Genomic DNA, 17,147 nt, shown 5'->3' with positions numbered 1-17,147 from the left:
CAAAGGACGCTATTGTAACCGACGCCTTTCGATCGCCCTATGCGCGCTCGCCCGCGCCGCCGCGCCCGGCGCGCTGCGCGACCCGCCAGGAAAGGCCGTCGTCAATCTCTAGTATGATCGGGGGATGGTTCGCAAATCACACTTCGATCCGCAGCGCGTGCGCGAGGAAATCGCCATCGCGGCTGCCCGCATGATCGCCGAAGACGGTCTGGACTACGCCACGGCGAAGCGCAAAGCCGCCCGCCAGGTGGTCGGCGAGAGCCGTGTTGCCGGCGAATGGCTGCCGGATAACGACCAGATTGAAGAAGAAATCCGCGAATATCAGTCGCTGTTCCAGGGCGACAGCCAGCCCGCGCTGCTGCGGCGGCTGCGCCGCATCGCGGTCGACTGGATGGAACGGCTTGCGCCGTTCAATCCTTATTTGACCGGCGCGGTGCTGGGCGGCACCGCCGGCGAGCACTCGGATATTCACCTTCAGGTGTTCTGCGACAACCCGAAGGAAGTCGCGATCTATTTTCTGAACGCGGACATTCAGTACGACGTCTCCGAAACGCGGCATTTCGCCGGCCGCGGCTATGTCGAGACGCTCAGCTTCCTGTGGCGCCCCACGAATGAAGGGCGCGAGGCGGAGCCGGTCGGCGTGCACGTCGCGCTCTACGAGACGGACGACCTGCGCGGCGCGGTGCGTGCCGACGCGCGCGGCCGCACGGCGCGCGCGAATCTGCAGGCAGTGCAGACGCTGCTCGACGGTAGCGGCGTCGCCCCAACAACCAACTAGACTGACCAAGATGAATACGAGACGGATTCTGGCGGGCGCGTGCGTCGCCATCGCCGCCGCGGGCGGCGGTGTACTGGCCAACCACTGGCTGAACGGCGGTGTCGAGGAAGTCGCGCACGCCGCGCAACCAGCCTCTTCTCAGAGCGCGGTCGGGCAACTCTGGACAGCCGCCGTCACGACGGTGGACGGCAAGCCACAAACGCTAAGTGTGCTTAAAGGGCACCCAATCGTCGTCAACTTCTGGGCCTCGTGGTGCGGGCCTTGTGTCGAGGAAACGCCGGCTTTGTCGCAGCTTCAACGCGACTACGCGAAAAAAGGCATCCAGTTCGTCGGACTTGGCGTCGATTCCGAGAAAAACGTTCAGGCGTTCCTGCAGAAAGTGAAAGTGGCGTACCCGATCTATATCACCGGCTTCGGCGGTGCCGACCTTGCGCGCGCGTTCGGCAATACTGCGGGCGGGCTGCCGTTTACCGTCGTAATCGACGCAAAAGGCAACATTCGCTCGACAAAATTAGGACAAATCGACCCGCAAGCGCTGAAACAGACGCTCGATACGCTTTAAATTTCACATTCTTTTAACGCTCGATTACCTGCGGAAGGCGTGAAATTACGCACAAATTCCGCGGATTTGAGAGAAGATGGGCGCCCGGCGCGGCCGCAAGGCGCCGCCCGCATCGATCCATACGTGCGCGAAACTAGACAAGTTTCTCTAATCAGCGCTAAAGTGCGCCCAATTCCACGGAAAAAGAAGCGACCATGACGCGACTGCTGGTACTGCACGGACCCAACCTCAACCTTCTCGGCACCCGGGAACCCGAGGTCTACGGTCGCGTGACCTTGCCGCAGATCGATCAGGCGCTGGCGGACCGCGCAGCGGACGCAGGCGTCGAACTCGCGTCGTTCCAGAGCAATCACGAAGGCGCTCTGGTGGACCGAATCCAATCCGCGCGGACTGAAAAAACCGATTTCATACTGATCAATCCCGCCGCGTACACGCACACCAGCGTGGCCATTCGGGACGCACTGGCGGGGGTCGGCATCCCGTTCGTCGAGATTCATCTGTCGAACGTGCATCGTCGCGAACCGTTCCGGCATCACTCGTATTTCTCCGACCAGGCCGAGGGCGTGATTTGCGGCCTCGGCTGGAAGGGATATCTGTACGCGCTCGAATTCGCGCTCGACCGGCTGTCAGCCGGCTCGTCGCGCGGCTGATTCCAAACACGTCTAATTTGCGCCGGCTGCGTACGCGCCGGCACTTTTCGCATTAAAGGGGCTGCCTGATGGACTTACGTAAACTGAAAACTCTGATCGACCTCGTCTCGGAGTCCGGTATTTCCGAACTCGAAGTGACCGAGGGCGAAGGCAAGGTCCGCATCGTCAAGAATGCGCCGCCGGTTTACGTGCAGCCGTCCGCCTCGTATGCGCCGCAATACGCGCAGCCGGCACCGGCAATCGGTGGCGAAGTGCCGGCCGCGGCGGCAGCCGCACCGGCCACGCCGGCCGCCGCCGCGCCGCAAGGCCATGTGGTGACCTCGCCCATGGTCGGCACCTTCTACCGCGCGCCGTCCCCGGGCGCCGATCCGTTCGTCCAGGTGGGCGACACGGTCAAGGAAGGCCAGACGATCTGCATTATCGAAGCGATGAAGCTGCTCAACGAAATCGAGTCGGACAAGTCCGGCGTGGTGAAGGAAATCCTCGTCGAAAACGGTCAGGCGGTCGAGTACGGCCAACCGCTGTTCGTGGTCGGCTGACGCGGCACGCTTTACGCATGCCGCCCGCGCGCCCATTGTCCCCAGGCGCGCGACCGATCCTCTGAGGCAGCCGGCGTTGTGAGCAACCCGGCGCCCATTGATGAGTCGAAAAACCGCTATGTTTGAAAAAATCCTCATTGCCAATCGTGGCGAGATCGCGCTTCGTATCCAGCGCGCCTGCCGCGAACTCGGCGTCAAGACGGTCGTCGTTTATTCCGAAGCCGACAAGGAAGCCAAGTACGTGAAGCTCGCCGACGAGGCCGTCTGTATCGGCCCGGCGCCTTCGAATCTGAGCTATCTGAACATGCCCGCGCTGATCAGCGCGGCGGAAGTCACCGACGCCGAAGCGATCCACCCCGGCTACGGCTTCCTCTCGGAAAACGCCGACTTCGCCGAACGTGTCGAACAGTCCGGCTTTACCTTCATCGGCCCGCGCCCGGAAACGATCCGGATGATGGGTGACAAGGTCACGGCCAAGCAGACCATGATCAAAACCGGCGTGCCTTGCGTGCCGGGTTCGGAAGGCGCGTTGCCGGAAGATCCGAAAGAGATCGTGAAGATTGCCCGCCAGGTCGGCTATCCGGTCATCATCAAGGCGGCCGGCGGCGGCGGTGGCCGCGGCATGCGCGTGGTCCACACGGAAGCGGCGCTCGTCAACGCGGTCAACATGACGCGCGAAGAAGCCGGCCGTGCGTTCGGTAACCCGCAGGTCTACATGGAGAAATTCCTGGAGAACCCGCGGCACATCGAAATTCAGGTGCTGTCCGATTCGTTCAAGAACGCCGTCTGGCTGGGCGAACGTGACTGCTCGATGCAGCGCCGTCACCAGAAAGTGATCGAAGAAGCGCCGGCGCCGGGTATCGCGCGCCGCCTGATCGACCGCATCGGCGATCGTTGCGCGGACGCCTGCAAGAAGATGGGCTATCTCGGCGCGGGTACGTTCGAATTCCTGTACGAAAACGGCGAGTTCTACTTCATCGAAATGAACACGCGCGTGCAGGTCGAGCATCCGGTCACGGAGCTGATCACGGGCGTCGACATCGTGCAGGAACAGATCCGCATCGCGGCCGGCGAGAAGCTTGCCTTCCGTCAGCGCGACATCGTGTTCAAGGGTCACGCGATCGAATGCCGGATCAATGCGGAAGATCCGTTCAAGTTCATTCCGTCGCCGGGACGTCTGACGTCGTGGCACATGCCGGGCGGCCCCGGCATTCGCGTCGACTCGCATGCCTACAATGGCTATTTCGTGCCGCCGAACTATGATTCGATGATCGGCAAGCTGATCGCTTACGGCGCGACGCGCGAACAGGCGATCAAGCGCATGCGCATCGCGTTGTCGGAGATGGTGGTGGAAGGCATTCAGACCAACATCCCGCTGCACCGCGAACTGATGCTGGACGCGAAATTCGTCGAAGGCGGCACCAGCATTCATTACCTCGAAAACCGGTTGGCCGCGAAGCTGCAGGCCGCGCCGGAAGAAGCGTAACTCATGAGCTACCGGGAACTGATCGCCGAGCTGGCACGCGAGCACGCGGAGGAATTCTCCGACGCGCTGCTCGAGTTGGGCGCGTTGTCCGTGTCGGTCGAAGATGCGGACGCCGACACGCCCGACGAACAGCCGCTGTTCGGCGAACCCGGTCTCACGCCGGATCGCACGGCGTGGCAGCGTTCGCGCGTGATCGCGCTGCTCGCGCCGGAGCACGAGCCGGCTGTGTTGCTCACCGCCGCGGCCAATGAAATCGGCCTCCCGGCGGCGCCGTCGTTCACCGTGCGTGAAGTCGAAGATCAGGATTGGGTGCGGCTCACGCAGTCGCAGTTCGATCCGATCAAGATCGGCGAACGCATCTGGGTCGTGCCGTCATGGCACGATGCGCCGGACCCCGAAGCATTGGTGCTGGAGCTGGATCCTGGGCTCGCCTTCGGCACCGGCAGCCATCCCACTACGCGGCTTTGCATGGAATGGCTGGAGCAGTCGGTGCAGCCCGAGCAGTCCGTGCTCGACTACGGTTGCGGCTCCGGCATCCTCGCGATCCTCGCGAAAAAGTGCGGCGCGAATCCCGTGTACGGCATCGACATCGATCCGCAAGCGGTCGAGTCGGCGCGTCACAATAGCGAGCGCAACCGCGCGGAAGTCATCTACGGCCTGCCCGACGAATGCCCCACCGGCGAGTTCGATATCGTGGTCGCCAATATCCTCTCCAACCCGCTCAAACTGATGGCCTCGATGCTCACGTCGAAGGTCAAGCCGGGCGGCAAGATCGCGCTGTCCGGCATACTGGCGCGGCAAGCGGACGAGGTCGCGCAGGTCTACTCACGGTGGATCGACATCAGCGTATGGCGCGAACACGAAGGTTGGGTATGCCTGTCGGGAACGCGTCGCGAAAGCCATTAGAATAAGGCGTATTGTCCAACCAACGGCCTTCCGGCTCACCGGCTCAATATGCTCCTGGCGACGCGTTGCCCCTTCTGCGAAACCGTCTTTCGTCTGCAAACGGAACAGCTTGCGCTGCGCCGCGGCCTCGTGCGCTGCGGACATTGCCATGAAGTATTCGACGCATCGAGCAGCCTGTTCGACATCAGCGAAGGCGGTGATTTTTCCACCGCGAAACCGGTCGCCGCGGCTGCGGCGATAGAAGCGCTCTCGGGCGTGCGGCCGAAAGGCCCCGACTTCAGCGCCGAAGCCTGGGACCCGTGGGCGGCCGCGCCCGACGCCGCCATCGACGACCGTCTGCGCCACAACGCCGGCAATGTGCCGCTCTCGCCGGTCTCGACCGGCGCGGGCGTCGCCGTCACGCCGCGCCATGCCACGGAGCCTGAACTGCCGCCCGGCGCCTCCAACGCACCGCTTCCTCCGGACGATGAACCACTGCTCGCGGACGCGCCGCTCGACCCGTTCGCGTATCACCTGGACCCGCCCGAGGAAGATACCGAAGCGCCGCGTGTGTGGCACAAGACCGAGCGGGCTCCCGACGCGGTGCCAAGCGAACCGCTCGAAGAGCCGGTTCTGGACGAGCCGGCTACCTTGTATGGCATTCCTGACAATGAGCCGCGTTTCGGTGCGGCCGGCTTAGGTGCGGCCGGCTTAGGCGCGGCCGGTGTAGGTGCGTCCGGTGTAGGTGCGTCCGGTGTAGGTGCGTCCGGTGTAGGCGCGACCCATCCACGTGCAGCAGGTGCAGCGGGCGCAGCTACAGCCGCAGCCGCGACGCCCTTTGCCCCTGCCAGCCCCGCCGCCGGCCCGGTCTCCGCCAGCGGCGAACCCTTCTTCGTGCAGCCCGTCAACGACGGCCCCGATCCCTTCCCCGTGGTGCGCGAGACCCGCCCGGCCGAACCGCGGCGCATGGGCTGGATCATCGCCGGCTCGGTGGTGGCGGCGTTGTTGATCATCGCGCTGCTCGCGCAGCTCGCCTGGTGGCAACGCGAAACGGTGATGGTGTATTTCCCGCGCTCGCAGACGCTCTATGCGAAGGCCTGCTTGACGCTCGGCTGCCAGGTCGCGCCGCCGCACGACATCGACGGCTTGCAGGTCGAACCGTCCGATCTGCGGCAGATCGACGGTCCGCACAAGCTCGAACTGAAGATGCCGCTGCGCAATCGCTTCAACATCGCGCTCGCCTATCCGGCCATCGAACTCACGCTGCTCGACGACCAGAACAACGTCGCGGTGCGCCGCGTGCTGTGGCCGCAAGACTACGTTCCGCCCGGCACGCAGATCGCGGCCGGCCTGCCCGCGCATACGACCCAGACCATGATCGTGCATCTCGACACGGGCAATGCGGTCGCTTCCAATTTCCGCGTACAGATTTTTTATCCGTAACGCTTTCCCGCGCGCCCGGCACTGACCGGGCGCGTTCACCGTCAATCCTGACGAATTTTCGGAGCACGACAACATGAGTCAAGTTACGCTGGGTGGCAACCCGATCGAAGTGGCCGGCACGTTCCCGTCGGTGGGCCAGGCCGCTCCCGCCTTCTCGCTGGTCGGCAAGGATCTGAAGCCGGTGTCGCTCGCCGATTTCGCCGGCAAGCGCAAAGTGCTGAACATTGTCCCGAGCCTCGACACGCCGACCTGCGCCACCTCGACCCGCAAGTTCAACGAAGCCGCCGCCAAGCTGACCAACACGGCCGTGATCGTCGTGTCGGGCGACCTGCCGTTCGCCGCCTCGCGCTTCTGCACGACCGAAGGCATCGAGAACGTCGTCACGGCGTCCACGTTCCGCGGCCATGAGTTCGCGCAAGCCTACGGCGTCGACGTGACGAGCGGCCCGCTGACCGGCCTGACGGCACGCGCTGTGGTGGTCGTCGACGAGAACGACAAGGTCGTTCACGCTGAACTGGTCGGCGAAATCAAGGACGAACCGAACTACGACGCAGCCCTCGCCGCGCTGAAGTAACACCTTCGCGCATGAACCCGGCGCCGCGCTTCATGCGCGGCGCTGTCACATCGTCGCGCCCATTCTCTTTATCGTTTTTACAGGAACGCTCGCCTTGGCTACGCTGATTTGCGGCTCGCTCGCCTACGACAACATCATGACCTTCGAAGGCCGGTTCCGGGAGCACATCCTGCCGGAGCAGGTCCACATCCTGAACGTGAGCTTTCTCGTGCCGACCATGCGCCGCGAGTTCGGCGGCTGCGCGGGCAACATCGCCTACTCGCTGCATCTGCTGGGCGGCGACGCGCGCATCATGGGCACGCTCGGCTCGGTCGACGCGCAGCTTTATATGGACCGCTTCGAGCAACTCGGGCTGTCGACGGAGAGCGTGCTGGTGGTGCCGGACACGTACACGGCGCAGGCGATGATCACCACCGACCTGGAAAACAATCAGATCACCGCGTTCCACCCCGGCGCGATGATGCAGGCGCATCTGAATCGCGCAGACGAGGCCAAGGGCATCACGCTCGGCATCGTCGGGCCGGATGGCTACGACGGCATGATCCAGCACTCTGAGCATCTCGCGGCCGCGGGCGTCCCGTACATCTTTGACGTGGGTCAGGGCTTGCCGCTCTTCGACAGCGAGTCGCTGCGGCGCATGATTGAACTCGCCACTTATGTAGCGGTCAATGATTACGAAGCCAAACTGGTGAGCAACAAGACGGGCTGGTCGATCGAAGAGATTGCCGGCAAGGTCGAGGCGCTGATCGTCACACTCGGCGAGCATGGCGCGCAGATCCATCACGCGGGCGGCATCGAAGAGATTCCGGCGGTCAAGGCACAGCAAGTGCTCGACCCGACAGGTTGCGGCGACGCGTTCCGCGGCGGCTTGCTGTACGGCATCGAGAAAAAGCTTGGCTGGGCCACTACCGGGCGTCTCGCGAGCCTGATGGGCGCGCTGAAGATCGAACATCAGGGTCCGCAAAATTACGCGCCCAGCCGGGCCGAGATCAACGAGCGGTTCAAGCAGGCGTTCGGATACGACCTGCCGTAATACCGAGAGCTACTGGAGTTTAGGGAATGAGAACAACGAGTCGCCTGGTCCTGGCCGCCTTGATTGCCGGTTCGCTGGCCATGTCGGGGTGTGCGTATAACAGCAGTTCTGCGGACGTCTACACGGCATCGCAAGCACAGCGTGAAGAAACGGTTCGCATGGGCACGGTGGATAGCGTGCGCGCCGTGAAGATCAGCTCGAACAACGGCCAGCCGAGCGGTCTCGGCGCGATCGGTGGCGGCGCCTTGGGTGCGGTGGCCGGCAGCAGGATCGGCGGCGGCACCGGCGCGATTGTCACGGGCATCATCGGTGGTCTGGCGGGTGCCGTGGCCGGCAACGCGGTTGAGAACGGTGTCGCGGTGCGTGACGGCCTTGAGATCACGGTCCGGCTCGATAACGGCGACATGCGCGCCATCACGCAAAGCGCCACCGGCGAGATCTTCCGCGCCGGCGAGCGCGTGCGATTGCTTTCCAGCGGCGGCGTCACGCGCGTCACGCACTAAGTTTCCCCTCTCGCGCGGCGAGGCTGTCTGCCGCCGCGACGACCTCACACGCATGCCCTCCCCTGTGCATGCGTTTTTTTCGCCTGTACGTTTCTCGCCGGGTGGTTTCTCAGGGCAAAAAAAATCCCGTCACCGGAAACCGGCAACGGGACTGACCGAGTAGCGCTCACCAAGCTACTCAAGCGCTACTCGATCATCGGACACATCACATGCGACGTGTCGAAGTACTTCTACCGCTTGTCGTCCAGCTTACGGACGGCTGCCCGTCGGGAACGGCCATGCCGCTGCCGGGTTCAGCGCGGTCTTCACCGTCGCCGCCGGTGCGCTCGAGACAGAAGTCGCTGCGGGTGCGGGAGCCGCCTTCTTGGCAACAGCCTTCTTCGCAGGGGCAGCCTTCTTGGCAGGAGCAGCGGCTTTCTTCGCGGCAGCCTTCTTGGCAGGCGCAGCCTTTTTAGCGGCAGCCTTTTTCGCGGGCGCAGCCTTTTTAGCAGCAGCCTTTTTCGCAGGCGCAGCCTTCTTGGCAGCAGCCTTCTTAGCCGGTGCAGCCTTCTTCGCTGCAGCCTTCTTAGCCGGTGCTGCCTTCTTTGCTGCAACCTTCTTCACTGCGGCTTTCTTAGCCGGTGCAGCCTTCTTAGCCGCAACCTTCTTCACTGCGACTTTCTTGGCAGCAGCCTTCTTGGCCGGAGCAGCTTTCTTCGCTGCAACCTTCTTGGCCGGTGCTGCCTTCTTTGCTGCAACCTTCTTCACTGCCACTTTCTTGGCAGCGACTTTCTTTGCCGGAGCAGCTTTCTTAGCCGGAGCAGCCTTCTTTGCTGCGACCTTCTTGGCTGCGGGTTTCTTAGCGGCGGCTTTTTTTGCAGTTGCCATCATTTTCTCCTTCAGGTTTTCAGATGAGAGTCAGTTCAAACTACACCCTTCGTCAAAACCCGCTTCCCGCGGACGCTTCTCAGGGCGCGCGCTACGAAGCGGGCTATTCATCGGCGTACGCAGGTGCTGCGCGCTTACGCTAATGAATGCGGTAAGGCGCGCCGTGCCAAAAGGCACCGCGCGCCAGATCTGTTCGGCGTGAAAGCTCAACGCCGGCAATTGCTTGATCGAGCCGCCGGCAACGACGCCAGCGGCTTTTTCCGGGGGGAAGTTTGCCCATCCCACTGAAGGGTTCGCAAAGTGCCTGTCATAGTTGTGGGCCGCGAAGGCACGCGGCGCACCGGGCATGCTTTGCATCAGGCGATTCTGCTCCTAGCCAAAATTGCCGCGGCCCAAGCCGACGGCATCCCCATCGATGAATGCATCTGCGGTACGAACCCGGATCACTCCCAGGTCAGCGCGCCGCCAGTCTGATATTCGATTACTCGCGTCTCGAAGAAGTTGCGTTCCTTCTTCAGGTCGATCATCTCGCTCATCCACGGGAACGGGTTTTCCTCGTTCGGGTACAGCGGATCGAGACCGATCTGCTGGCAACGGCGGTTGCAGATGAAGCGCAAATAGCTCTTGAACATCGACGCATTGAGGCCGAGCACCCCGCGCGGCATCGTGTCTTCTGCGTAACGATATTCAAGTTCGACCGCTTGCTGGAAGATCTCGCGGATTTCCGCGCGGAACTCAGCCGTCCAGAGTTGCGGGTTTTCGAGTTTGATCTGGTTGATCAGGTCGATGCCGAAGTTGCAGTGCATCGACTCGTCGCGCAGGATGTACTGGTACTGTTCCGCCGCGCCGGTCATCTTGTTCTGGCGACCCAGCGCCAGGATTTGGGTAAAGCCGACGTAGAAGAACAGCCCCTCCATCACACAGGCGAACACGATCAGCGAGCGCAGCAGCGTCTGGTCTGCCTCGAGCGTGCCGGTCTTGAAGGCCGGATCGGTCAGCACGTGGATGTACGGAATCAGGAATTCGTCTTTCGCGCGGATCGAGGAGACCTCGTGATACGCGTTGAAGATTTCGCCTTCGTCGAGACCTAGGGACTCGACGATGTACTGGTAGGCGTGCGTGTGGATCGCCTCTTCGAACGCCTGGCGCAGCAGGAACTGCCGGCATTCGGGCGCCGTGATGTGGCGGTAGGTGCCCAGCACGATATTGTTGGCGGCGAGGGAATCGGCCGTCACGAAGAAGCCCAGGTTGCGCTTGACGATGCGGCGCTCGTCTTCGGTCAGACCGTTCGGGTCTTTCCAGAGGGCGATGTCGCGCGACATGTTCACTTCTTGCGGCATCCAGTGGTTGGCGCAACCAGCCAGATACTTTTCCCAAGCCCACTTGTATTTGAACGGCACCAACTGATTGACGTCGGTCTGGCCGTTGATGATGCGCTTGTCGGCGACGTTGACTCGCGCTTCCGAAACAGCAGCCGTCTCGGCAGCAGCGTGGGTCACATGAGCGACGGGAGCGACAGCAATGTCGTTCGCGAAGACGTCTTGAGCCGAGGGAGCATGAGGAGCGGAACGCGTTCCGACTTGCGAACCGACAGCCGATCCCGCAGCGTTGCGCAACACATTCTGTTGCGTAGCGCTCGAGGGAGTTACGGCAGTGATCTCGTCATCCCAGTTGAGCATAAATGTCACCATCAATTTAGAACGGTTTGTACCATCTTTTCACGAGCGATAAAAGAGTTCGCTGATGAAAAATCCTGTTTTCGATTCGCGTTGCTACGTTCATACAACACTTTGTTCAACGGAGTGTGTGCATCACCTCATGTGAAGCGTGTTGAACGTGTGTCGTCGAGGTGCTTCGCGAGCTCGAGAGCAACGTGTCGATGCGACGTTTCGCTGCTCTATCTATATGTATTGCGGAGCGTGCCTGTAGCGTCTTGCGACTGCTGACTCGCGTTGCTCGTCGCGGTGGTCCGCGCTTGCTTCGCGCTTGCCCTGCGTGTGCTTCGCATTTGCCTCGCACTCGTCTGTTCGTCAGTGCCGGCGAGGTGAAGTTCAATACCATGTCGAGCGATGCATCGGGCCGGTTGCGTTGATCGACCCATCGATCGAAGCGTTTGCTACGCGCACTGTGTCGCGCGCTTCGTCTGGTGCTGCCGACTGCTGACTGCGGACTGCTGATTGACCGGCTCACGATAACCGCGTCACGAAGTCAGCGACCTGCCCTGCTTCACTGCGTCACGTCGCTTCGCTGCGCTGCGATGAACAGCGCGCTTCGAATTTCACTCGCCGCGCCGCTCATCGACTTCACTTCTGCTTCACTTCCTTCAGCTTCGCTGTTCGCTGCATGCGGGTCATTACCTACAAGCAGTCAGCAAGCAGCGATCCTGCTACCTGCGTGCTTCTTATTGGCAAGCTTCGCACTCGTCGAAACCAGGGTCGCCCGGACGCATCATGCACACCGGACCATCCGCTTCCGGCGCTGCTTCAACCGCGACTGCTGGCGCGGCCGCTGCAGCCTGAAAGCCACCTGCGGCACCACCAGCCGCGCCGTTGTTCGCACCGAAACCACCCGCCGCGCCACCCGCGGCGCCGCCCGAACCTTCACCGCCACCCGAGCTCACCGCGTTCAGCGCGCCGTGCGCCACCGTCGATTTCTCGACGTGGGTCGCCGCCATCGTGCGGAGGTAGTACGTGGTCTTCAAGCCGCGCACCCAGGCGAGCTTGTAGATCTCGTCGAGCTTCTTACCCGACGCGCCGCCCATATAAATGTTCAGCGATTGCGCCTGGTCGATCCACTTCTGACGACGCGATGCCGCTTCGACCAGCCACTTCGGATCGACTTCGAACGCGGTGGCGTAGATCGCGCGCAGGTCGGCCGGGATCCGGTCGATGCGCGAGAGCGTGCCGTCGAAGTACTTCAGGTCGGCGACCATCACTTCGTCCCACAGGCCGCGAGCCTTCAGGTCGCGTACCAGGTAGTCGTTGACCACCGTGAATTCGCCCGACAGATTCGACTTCACATACAGATTCTGGAAGGTCGGTTCGATGCAAGCCGACACGCCGATGATGTTCGAGATCGTCGCCGTCGGCGCGATCGCGACGCAGTTCGAGTTGCGCATGCCGTAGGTGGCGATGCGCGAACGCAGTTCGGTCCAGTCCATCGACTCGCTCGAATCGACTTCGACGTAACCGCCGCGTGCGTCGGCCAGCAGCTTCACCGAGTCTTGCGGGAGGATGCCGCGATCCCACAGCGAGCCGCGGTAGCTGGAGTAACGGCCGCGCTCCTGCGCCAGTTCCGTCGACGCGTAGTAAGCGTAGTAGCAAACCGCTTCCATCGACGTATCGGCGAACTTGACCGCCTCTTCCGACGCGTACGGCGTGCGCAGCAGATGCAGACAGTCCTGGAAGCCCATGATGCCCATGCCGACCGGACGGTGCTTCAGGTTCGAGTTACGCGCCTTGGCGACCGCGTAGTAGTTGATGTCGATCACGTTGTCGAGCATGCGCATGGCCACGCTGACGGTGCGCTTGAGCTTGTCGTGGTCGAGCACGAGCGTGCCGTCGGCCTGTTCCTTCAGGTGAGCGACGAGGTTCACCGAGCCCAGGTTGCAGACGGCGATTTCGGCGTCGCTGGTGTTCAGCGTGATTTCCGTGCACAGGTTCGACGAGTGGACGACGCCGACGTGCTGTTGCGGCGAGCGCACATTGCACGGATCCTTGAACGTGATCCACGGGTGGCCGGTTTCGAACAGCATGCCCAGCATCTTGCGCCACAGTTGCGCCGCCGGAATCTTCTTGAACAGCTTGATCTCGCCGCGCGCGACCTTGTCTTCGTAAGCCGTGTAAGCCTTTTCGAAATCGGCGCCGAACAGGTCGTGCAGATCCGGGCAGGTGGACGGCGAGAACAGCGTCCAGTCGCCGCCTTCCATCACGCGCTTCATGAACAGGTCGGGAATCCAGTTCGCCGTGTTCATGTCGTGCGTGCGACGACGGTCGTCGCCGGTGTTCTTGCGCAACTCGAGGAATTCCTCGATGTCCAGGTGCCACGATTCCAGGTACGCGCACACCGCGCCCTTGCGCTTGCCGCCCTGGTTCACGGCGACCGCCGTGTCGTTGACGACCTTCAGGAACGGCACGACGCCTTGCGACTTGCCATTGGTGCCCTTGATGTGGGAGCCCAAAGCGCGCACGCGCGTCCAGTCGTTGCCCAGACCGCCGGCGAACTTCGACAGCAGCGCGTTTTCCTTCAGCGCTTCGTAGATGCCGTCGAGGTCGTCGTCGACCGTGGTCAGGTAGCACGACGAAAGTTGCGAACGGCGCGTGCCCGAGTTGAACAGCGTCGGCGTGGACGACATGAAGTCGAAGCTCGACAGCACGTTGTAAAACTCGATCGCGCGGGCTTCGCGGTCGATCTCGTTCAACGACAGGCCCATCGCGACACGCATAAAGAATGCCTGCGGCATTTCGATGCGGACGTTGTCGTGATGCAGGAAGTAGCGGTCGTACAGCGTCTGCAGACCGAGGTAGCCGAATTGAAGATCGCGGTTGTTGTCGAGTGCGGCACCGAGGCGCTTCAGGTCGAACTGCAGCAGCTTGTCGTCGAGCAACTCGGCTTGCACGCCGCGCTTGATGAACTGCGGGAAGTATTCGGCGTAACGCTCGCCCATTTCGGCTTGCGTGACTTCTTCTTCGAGGATCTCGCGGCGGATCGTGTGCAGCAGGATGCGTGCGGTGACCTGGCTGTACGCCGGGTCTTTTTCGATCATGGTGCGGGCCGCCAGAATCGCCGAGTCGTAGACCTGGCTCATCGGCACGCCGTCGTACAGATTCTTGACCGTTTCCGCGATGATCGGATCGGCGTTCACCGCGTCGCCCAGATTCGCGCAGGCGGACTCGATGATGCCGCGCAGCGCAGCCATGTCCAGCGGACGCGTGACGCCGTTGTCGGTCACGTTCAGACCCGGCGTGTTCGCCACGATCTGGTCGTCATGACCGCGCGCCTGCGTGCGCTTCTCGCGATACAGCACGTACGCACGCGCGACGTTGTGCTCGCCGCCGCGCATCAGCGCGAGTTCGACCTGATCCTGAATGTCTTCGATATGGAACGTGCCGCCGTTCGGGCGGCTGCGCACGAGTGCGCGCACCACGTTCTGCGTGAGTTGCTCGACCAGTTCGCGCACACGCGCCGAGGCGGCGCCTTGACCACCGTTCACGGCCAGAAATGCCTTCGTCACGGCGATGGCGATTTTCGACGGTTCGAACGACACGACACTGCCGTTACGACGGATCACCTTGTAGTCGGCGAAGGTCGCTTGCGGCGCGAGCGCTTGTGCGCCTTGTGCCTGGCCGAAGGCCTGGCCAGTCGGTGAGCCCTCGTACCGGGTCGTCACGTTGTCGGTGGTTTGCATGTGCAAAGCTCCTGGTCCTGGAAATGTTGCGGGAAGATCCGCGGATTAAAACGAACGCTGCGCCGCCGCGTGCGCAAGCGATGGGGTGCAGGAAAGGGACCGGCTGAGCCGGTTGGCGGGATGCGAATGCGATGAAGCCTGGTTCGAATTGATAACGGTCTTCATCGTGTATGTCGCGATCACTTGCTAAGCCCCTTTCCTGAATGCTTCTGGATGCCGCCGGTGGTCTCTCCGGCCACGCCACAGGAATATTTTTTCGCTGCCTGAAATGCTTGCGGCGCCGTGCTCGGAGAGCGGACGCCGCTGACTTGTTCACCAGTTGTGCACGCGCTTATCACACGGTTATGCACATGGTTATGCACAGAGCAACACAAGATATAGTGCACAACTGGATTTGTGGCACCAAGTATAGTGGAGATTCGAGACAGGTCAAATCGTTTTATTTGCTCTGAAAGTCTTGACTTTTGCTTGGCGCGGCGCGAACACGACTCCCCGGAGAACAAGGCAGCGCCTTGCTCTCCTCGCATCACGCGAAGTCGCGCGAAGGGCCGTTACGGCCTTTTGGAAAACTTGAGATAGGGGAAATACTGAGCGTCGAGCGAGGTGTCGCGCTGCAGACGCTGCCACTCGAAATGCGGCCCTGGATCGGTCTTGCGACCGGGGGCGATGTCCGAGTGACCAGCGAGCGCTTCGACCGGATAGCGAGCCTTGAGCGCGCTCACCAGGGCGCTGAGCGTGCGGTATTGAGCCGCTTCGAAAGGCGTGGTGTCGCTGCCCTCCAACTCGATGCCGATCGAGAAGTCATTGCAGCGCTCGCGGCCGAAAAAATTCGACGGCCCGGCGTGCCACGCGCGCTCGTTGCACGACACGAACTGTTCGAGCGCGCCGTCGCGATGGATCACGAAATGCGCCGATACTCGTACGCCGCGCAGATGGGAGTCGTAGTACGGGTGAGCGTCGCAATCGAGCGTGTTGAGGAACAGCTCGGCAATTGCGGTGCCGCCGAATTCGTTGGGCGGCAGGCTGATGTTGTGAACCACGATCAGCGTCGGTACGGCCGCTTCGGGCCGCGCTTCGAAATTCGGCGATGGCAGTTTGCGTGCGGCGGCGACCCAACCGTCGGCATCGACGGTGAACTCGACGCTCATCGAGCGTCGCGGCCCATGGGTCGCGCGCCGTGACGCTGCGCGTGCGCGGCGCTGCAGAATGCCTGCCCGGCCACCACCACGGAATCGCTCTTCGGCGCGTGCACGCCGCACTCGACGCAACGGATCATCGGCTCGGCGAGTTGCGCCGGCGCGGCAGCGCGCGCACCACCGTTCGGACCATTCGCACCATTCGCGCCCTTGGCGTCAGCGGCGCCGTTCGCGCCGCTGCGTTGAGACGCCTGCGCGTCATGACGACGCAGCGCCTTCACCAGCCACTGGCCGACGATGAACAACAGGATCAGCAGAAATATTTGTCGCATGGGACACGCTCACACTACAGCTCGGTGCAACAGCACCTCGAAAACAAAACGGCTGCCGACGTACGCCAGCAACAGCGCGACGAACGACGCCAGCACCCAGCGCAATGCCGCACGGCCGCGCCAGCCGGAAACTTTGCGCGCGGTCAGCAGCGCGCCGAACATCACCCAGGAAAGAATCGCGAACACGGTCTTGTGATCGAGCCGTAATGCGCGGTCGACCAGTTGCTCGCTGAACAGAATGCCCGACACCAGCGTCAACGTCAGCAAGACAAAACCCGCGCCGATCAAACGGAACAGCAGCTTCTCGAGCGTGAGGAGCGGCGGCAGCGTATCGAGCCAGCTCGACAGCCAGCCGTTGCCCGCCGCGGCCGCGTGCCGCTGCGCCATGCCGCCGCGCATGGCGTGCAGACGCCGTTCGACCAGCAGCATCAGAATGGCGTGCAGCGCCGCGATCGCAAACAAACCGTAGGCGATGTTGGCGATCAGAAAGTGCAGCTTGAACATCGGCGCGGCCGAATACGGCAGCACGCGCACGCCGTTGAATGCGAGCGGCAGCAACGAGGCGACGCAGGCGAGCGGCAGAACCAGCAGGCGCAGACCGTCGAGCGGAAAGAAAAAGCTCTCGATCCAGTAGATGCCGGCGCCGAGCCAGAACATGGCCGAGAGCGCGAACGCGAATCCGAACACCATCGCGTTCTGCGGAAAGATGGTGGTATGCAGCAGCACGCCGTGAGCGAGCAGCGCGACGAACAGCAGCGCGCGGCCCGAGCCGCTCATGCCCGAAGCAGCCGACGGAGCCGACACGGGCGCCGCTGCGGCAGGCACCGGCGGCACGCTTTCGAGCATGGGACGCAACGCGGCGTGCCGGTGCGAGCGCCAGCCGGCCACGGCTAAACCGCCGTAGAGGAGCGCAGTGAGGGCATACAGTACAATATCCATATTCGAAGTTTAC

17 protein-coding genes are annotated in these 17,147 nt (G+C 62.6%); 10 read left to right on the top strand and 7 right to left on the bottom strand.

Annotated elements, in window-relative coordinates; genetic code table 11:
- Positions 1–124 precede the first annotated feature (124 nt).
- From B0G75_RS23255 to B0G75_RS23210, 10 genes are all read left to right on the top strand, one after another.
- Positions 125–778, top strand: a complete 654-nt coding sequence (locus B0G75_RS23255) for a UDP-N-acetylmuramate--alanine ligase (RefSeq protein WP_106310972.1) — start codon at positions 125–127, stop codon at positions 776–778.
- Positions 779–788: 10 nt separating this feature from the next.
- Positions 789–1,340, top strand: coding sequence for a TlpA disulfide reductase family protein (locus B0G75_RS23250; protein WP_106310969.1), 552 nt, complete (start codon positions 789–791; stop codon positions 1,338–1,340).
- Positions 1,341–1,534: 194 nt separating this feature from the next.
- Positions 1,535–1,990 carry a type II 3-dehydroquinate dehydratase gene (aroQ, locus tag B0G75_RS23245; protein WP_063497372.1) on the top strand — a complete coding sequence of 152 codons (456 nt, stop codon included), beginning with the start codon at positions 1,535–1,537 and terminating at the stop codon, positions 1,988–1,990.
- A gap of 68 nt (positions 1,991–2,058) precedes the next feature.
- Positions 2,059–2,529, top strand: coding sequence for an acetyl-CoA carboxylase biotin carboxyl carrier protein (gene accB / locus B0G75_RS23240; RefSeq protein WP_106310966.1), 471 nt, complete (start codon positions 2,059–2,061; stop codon positions 2,527–2,529).
- A 118-nt stretch (positions 2,530–2,647) separates the two neighbouring features.
- Positions 2,648–4,015 carry an acetyl-CoA carboxylase biotin carboxylase subunit gene (accC, locus tag B0G75_RS23235; protein ID WP_020071265.1) on the top strand — a complete coding sequence of 456 codons (1,368 nt, stop codon included), beginning with the start codon at positions 2,648–2,650 and terminating at the stop codon, positions 4,013–4,015.
- Positions 4,016–4,018: 3 nt separating this feature from the next.
- Complete coding sequence (prmA, locus tag B0G75_RS23230) at positions 4,019–4,921, top strand: 50S ribosomal protein L11 methyltransferase (protein WP_012434381.1); 903 nt, start codon at positions 4,019–4,021, stop codon at positions 4,919–4,921.
- 48 nt (positions 4,922–4,969) lie between these two features.
- Positions 4,970–6,343: a zinc-ribbon and DUF3426 domain-containing protein gene (locus tag B0G75_RS23225; RefSeq protein ID WP_106310963.1), complete on the top strand. Its 1,374-nt coding sequence runs from the start codon at positions 4,970–4,972 to the stop codon at positions 6,341–6,343.
- Between the two features lie 73 nt (positions 6,344–6,416).
- Entirely contained in the window at positions 6,417–6,917 is a 501-nt protein-coding gene (gene tpx, locus B0G75_RS23220; protein ID WP_106310960.1) for a thiol peroxidase, read from the top strand.
- A 94-nt stretch (positions 6,918–7,011) separates the two neighbouring features.
- A complete protein-coding gene (locus tag B0G75_RS23215) occupies positions 7,012–7,950 on the top strand; it encodes a carbohydrate kinase family protein (RefSeq protein ID WP_106310957.1) in 939 nt (312 codons plus the stop codon).
- A 26-nt stretch (positions 7,951–7,976) separates the two neighbouring features.
- Positions 7,977–8,453 carry a glycine zipper 2TM domain-containing protein gene (locus B0G75_RS23210; protein ID WP_106310954.1) on the top strand — a complete coding sequence of 159 codons (477 nt, stop codon included), beginning with the start codon at positions 7,977–7,979 and terminating at the stop codon, positions 8,451–8,453.
- Between the two features lie 249 nt (positions 8,454–8,702).
- On the opposite strand, the gene B0G75_RS23205 is transcribed toward B0G75_RS23210, so the two are convergent.
- The 7 genes from B0G75_RS23205 to B0G75_RS23175 form a co-directional block, all read right to left on the bottom strand.
- Positions 8,703–9,320, bottom strand: coding sequence for a histone H1-like DNA-binding protein (locus B0G75_RS23205; protein WP_012434386.1), 618 nt, complete (start codon positions 9,318–9,320; stop codon positions 8,703–8,705).
- Between the two features lie 30 nt (positions 9,321–9,350).
- Positions 9,351–9,677 (bottom strand): hypothetical protein, encoded by a 327-nt coding sequence (locus B0G75_RS23200; RefSeq protein WP_012434387.1) that lies wholly within the window; start codon positions 9,675–9,677, stop codon positions 9,351–9,353.
- An 86-nt stretch (positions 9,678–9,763) separates the two neighbouring features.
- A complete protein-coding gene (locus B0G75_RS23195; RefSeq protein WP_106310951.1) occupies positions 9,764–10,999 on the bottom strand; it encodes a ribonucleotide-diphosphate reductase subunit beta in 1,236 nt (411 codons plus the stop codon).
- Positions 11,000–11,721: 722 nt separating this feature from the next.
- Positions 11,722–14,727: a ribonucleoside-diphosphate reductase subunit alpha gene (locus B0G75_RS23190; protein ID WP_106310948.1), complete on the bottom strand. Its 3,006-nt coding sequence runs from the start codon at positions 14,725–14,727 to the stop codon at positions 11,722–11,724.
- A 551-nt stretch (positions 14,728–15,278) separates the two neighbouring features.
- A complete protein-coding gene (ampD, locus tag B0G75_RS23185) occupies positions 15,279–15,875 on the bottom strand; it encodes a 1,6-anhydro-N-acetylmuramyl-L-alanine amidase AmpD (RefSeq protein ID WP_106310945.1) in 597 nt (198 codons plus the stop codon).
- Entirely contained in the window at positions 15,872–16,195 is a 324-nt protein-coding gene (locus B0G75_RS23180) for a PP0621 family protein (RefSeq protein WP_106310942.1), read from the bottom strand. The genes ampD and B0G75_RS23180 overlap by 4 nt, the downstream gene beginning before the upstream one ends.
- A gap of 9 nt (positions 16,196–16,204) precedes the next feature.
- A complete protein-coding gene (locus tag B0G75_RS23175) occupies positions 16,205–17,134 on the bottom strand; it encodes an inner membrane protein YpjD (RefSeq protein WP_106310939.1) in 930 nt (309 codons plus the stop codon).
- Between the last annotated feature and the right edge of the window lie 13 nt (positions 17,135–17,147).

Origin of the sequence: Paraburkholderia sp. BL18I3N2 (assembly GCF_003001875.1) — a bacterium.
Taxonomy (GTDB): domain Bacteria; phylum Pseudomonadota; class Gammaproteobacteria; order Burkholderiales; family Burkholderiaceae; genus Paraburkholderia; species Paraburkholderia phytofirmans.
This window is presented reverse-complemented; position numbering and strand designations above follow the sequence as displayed.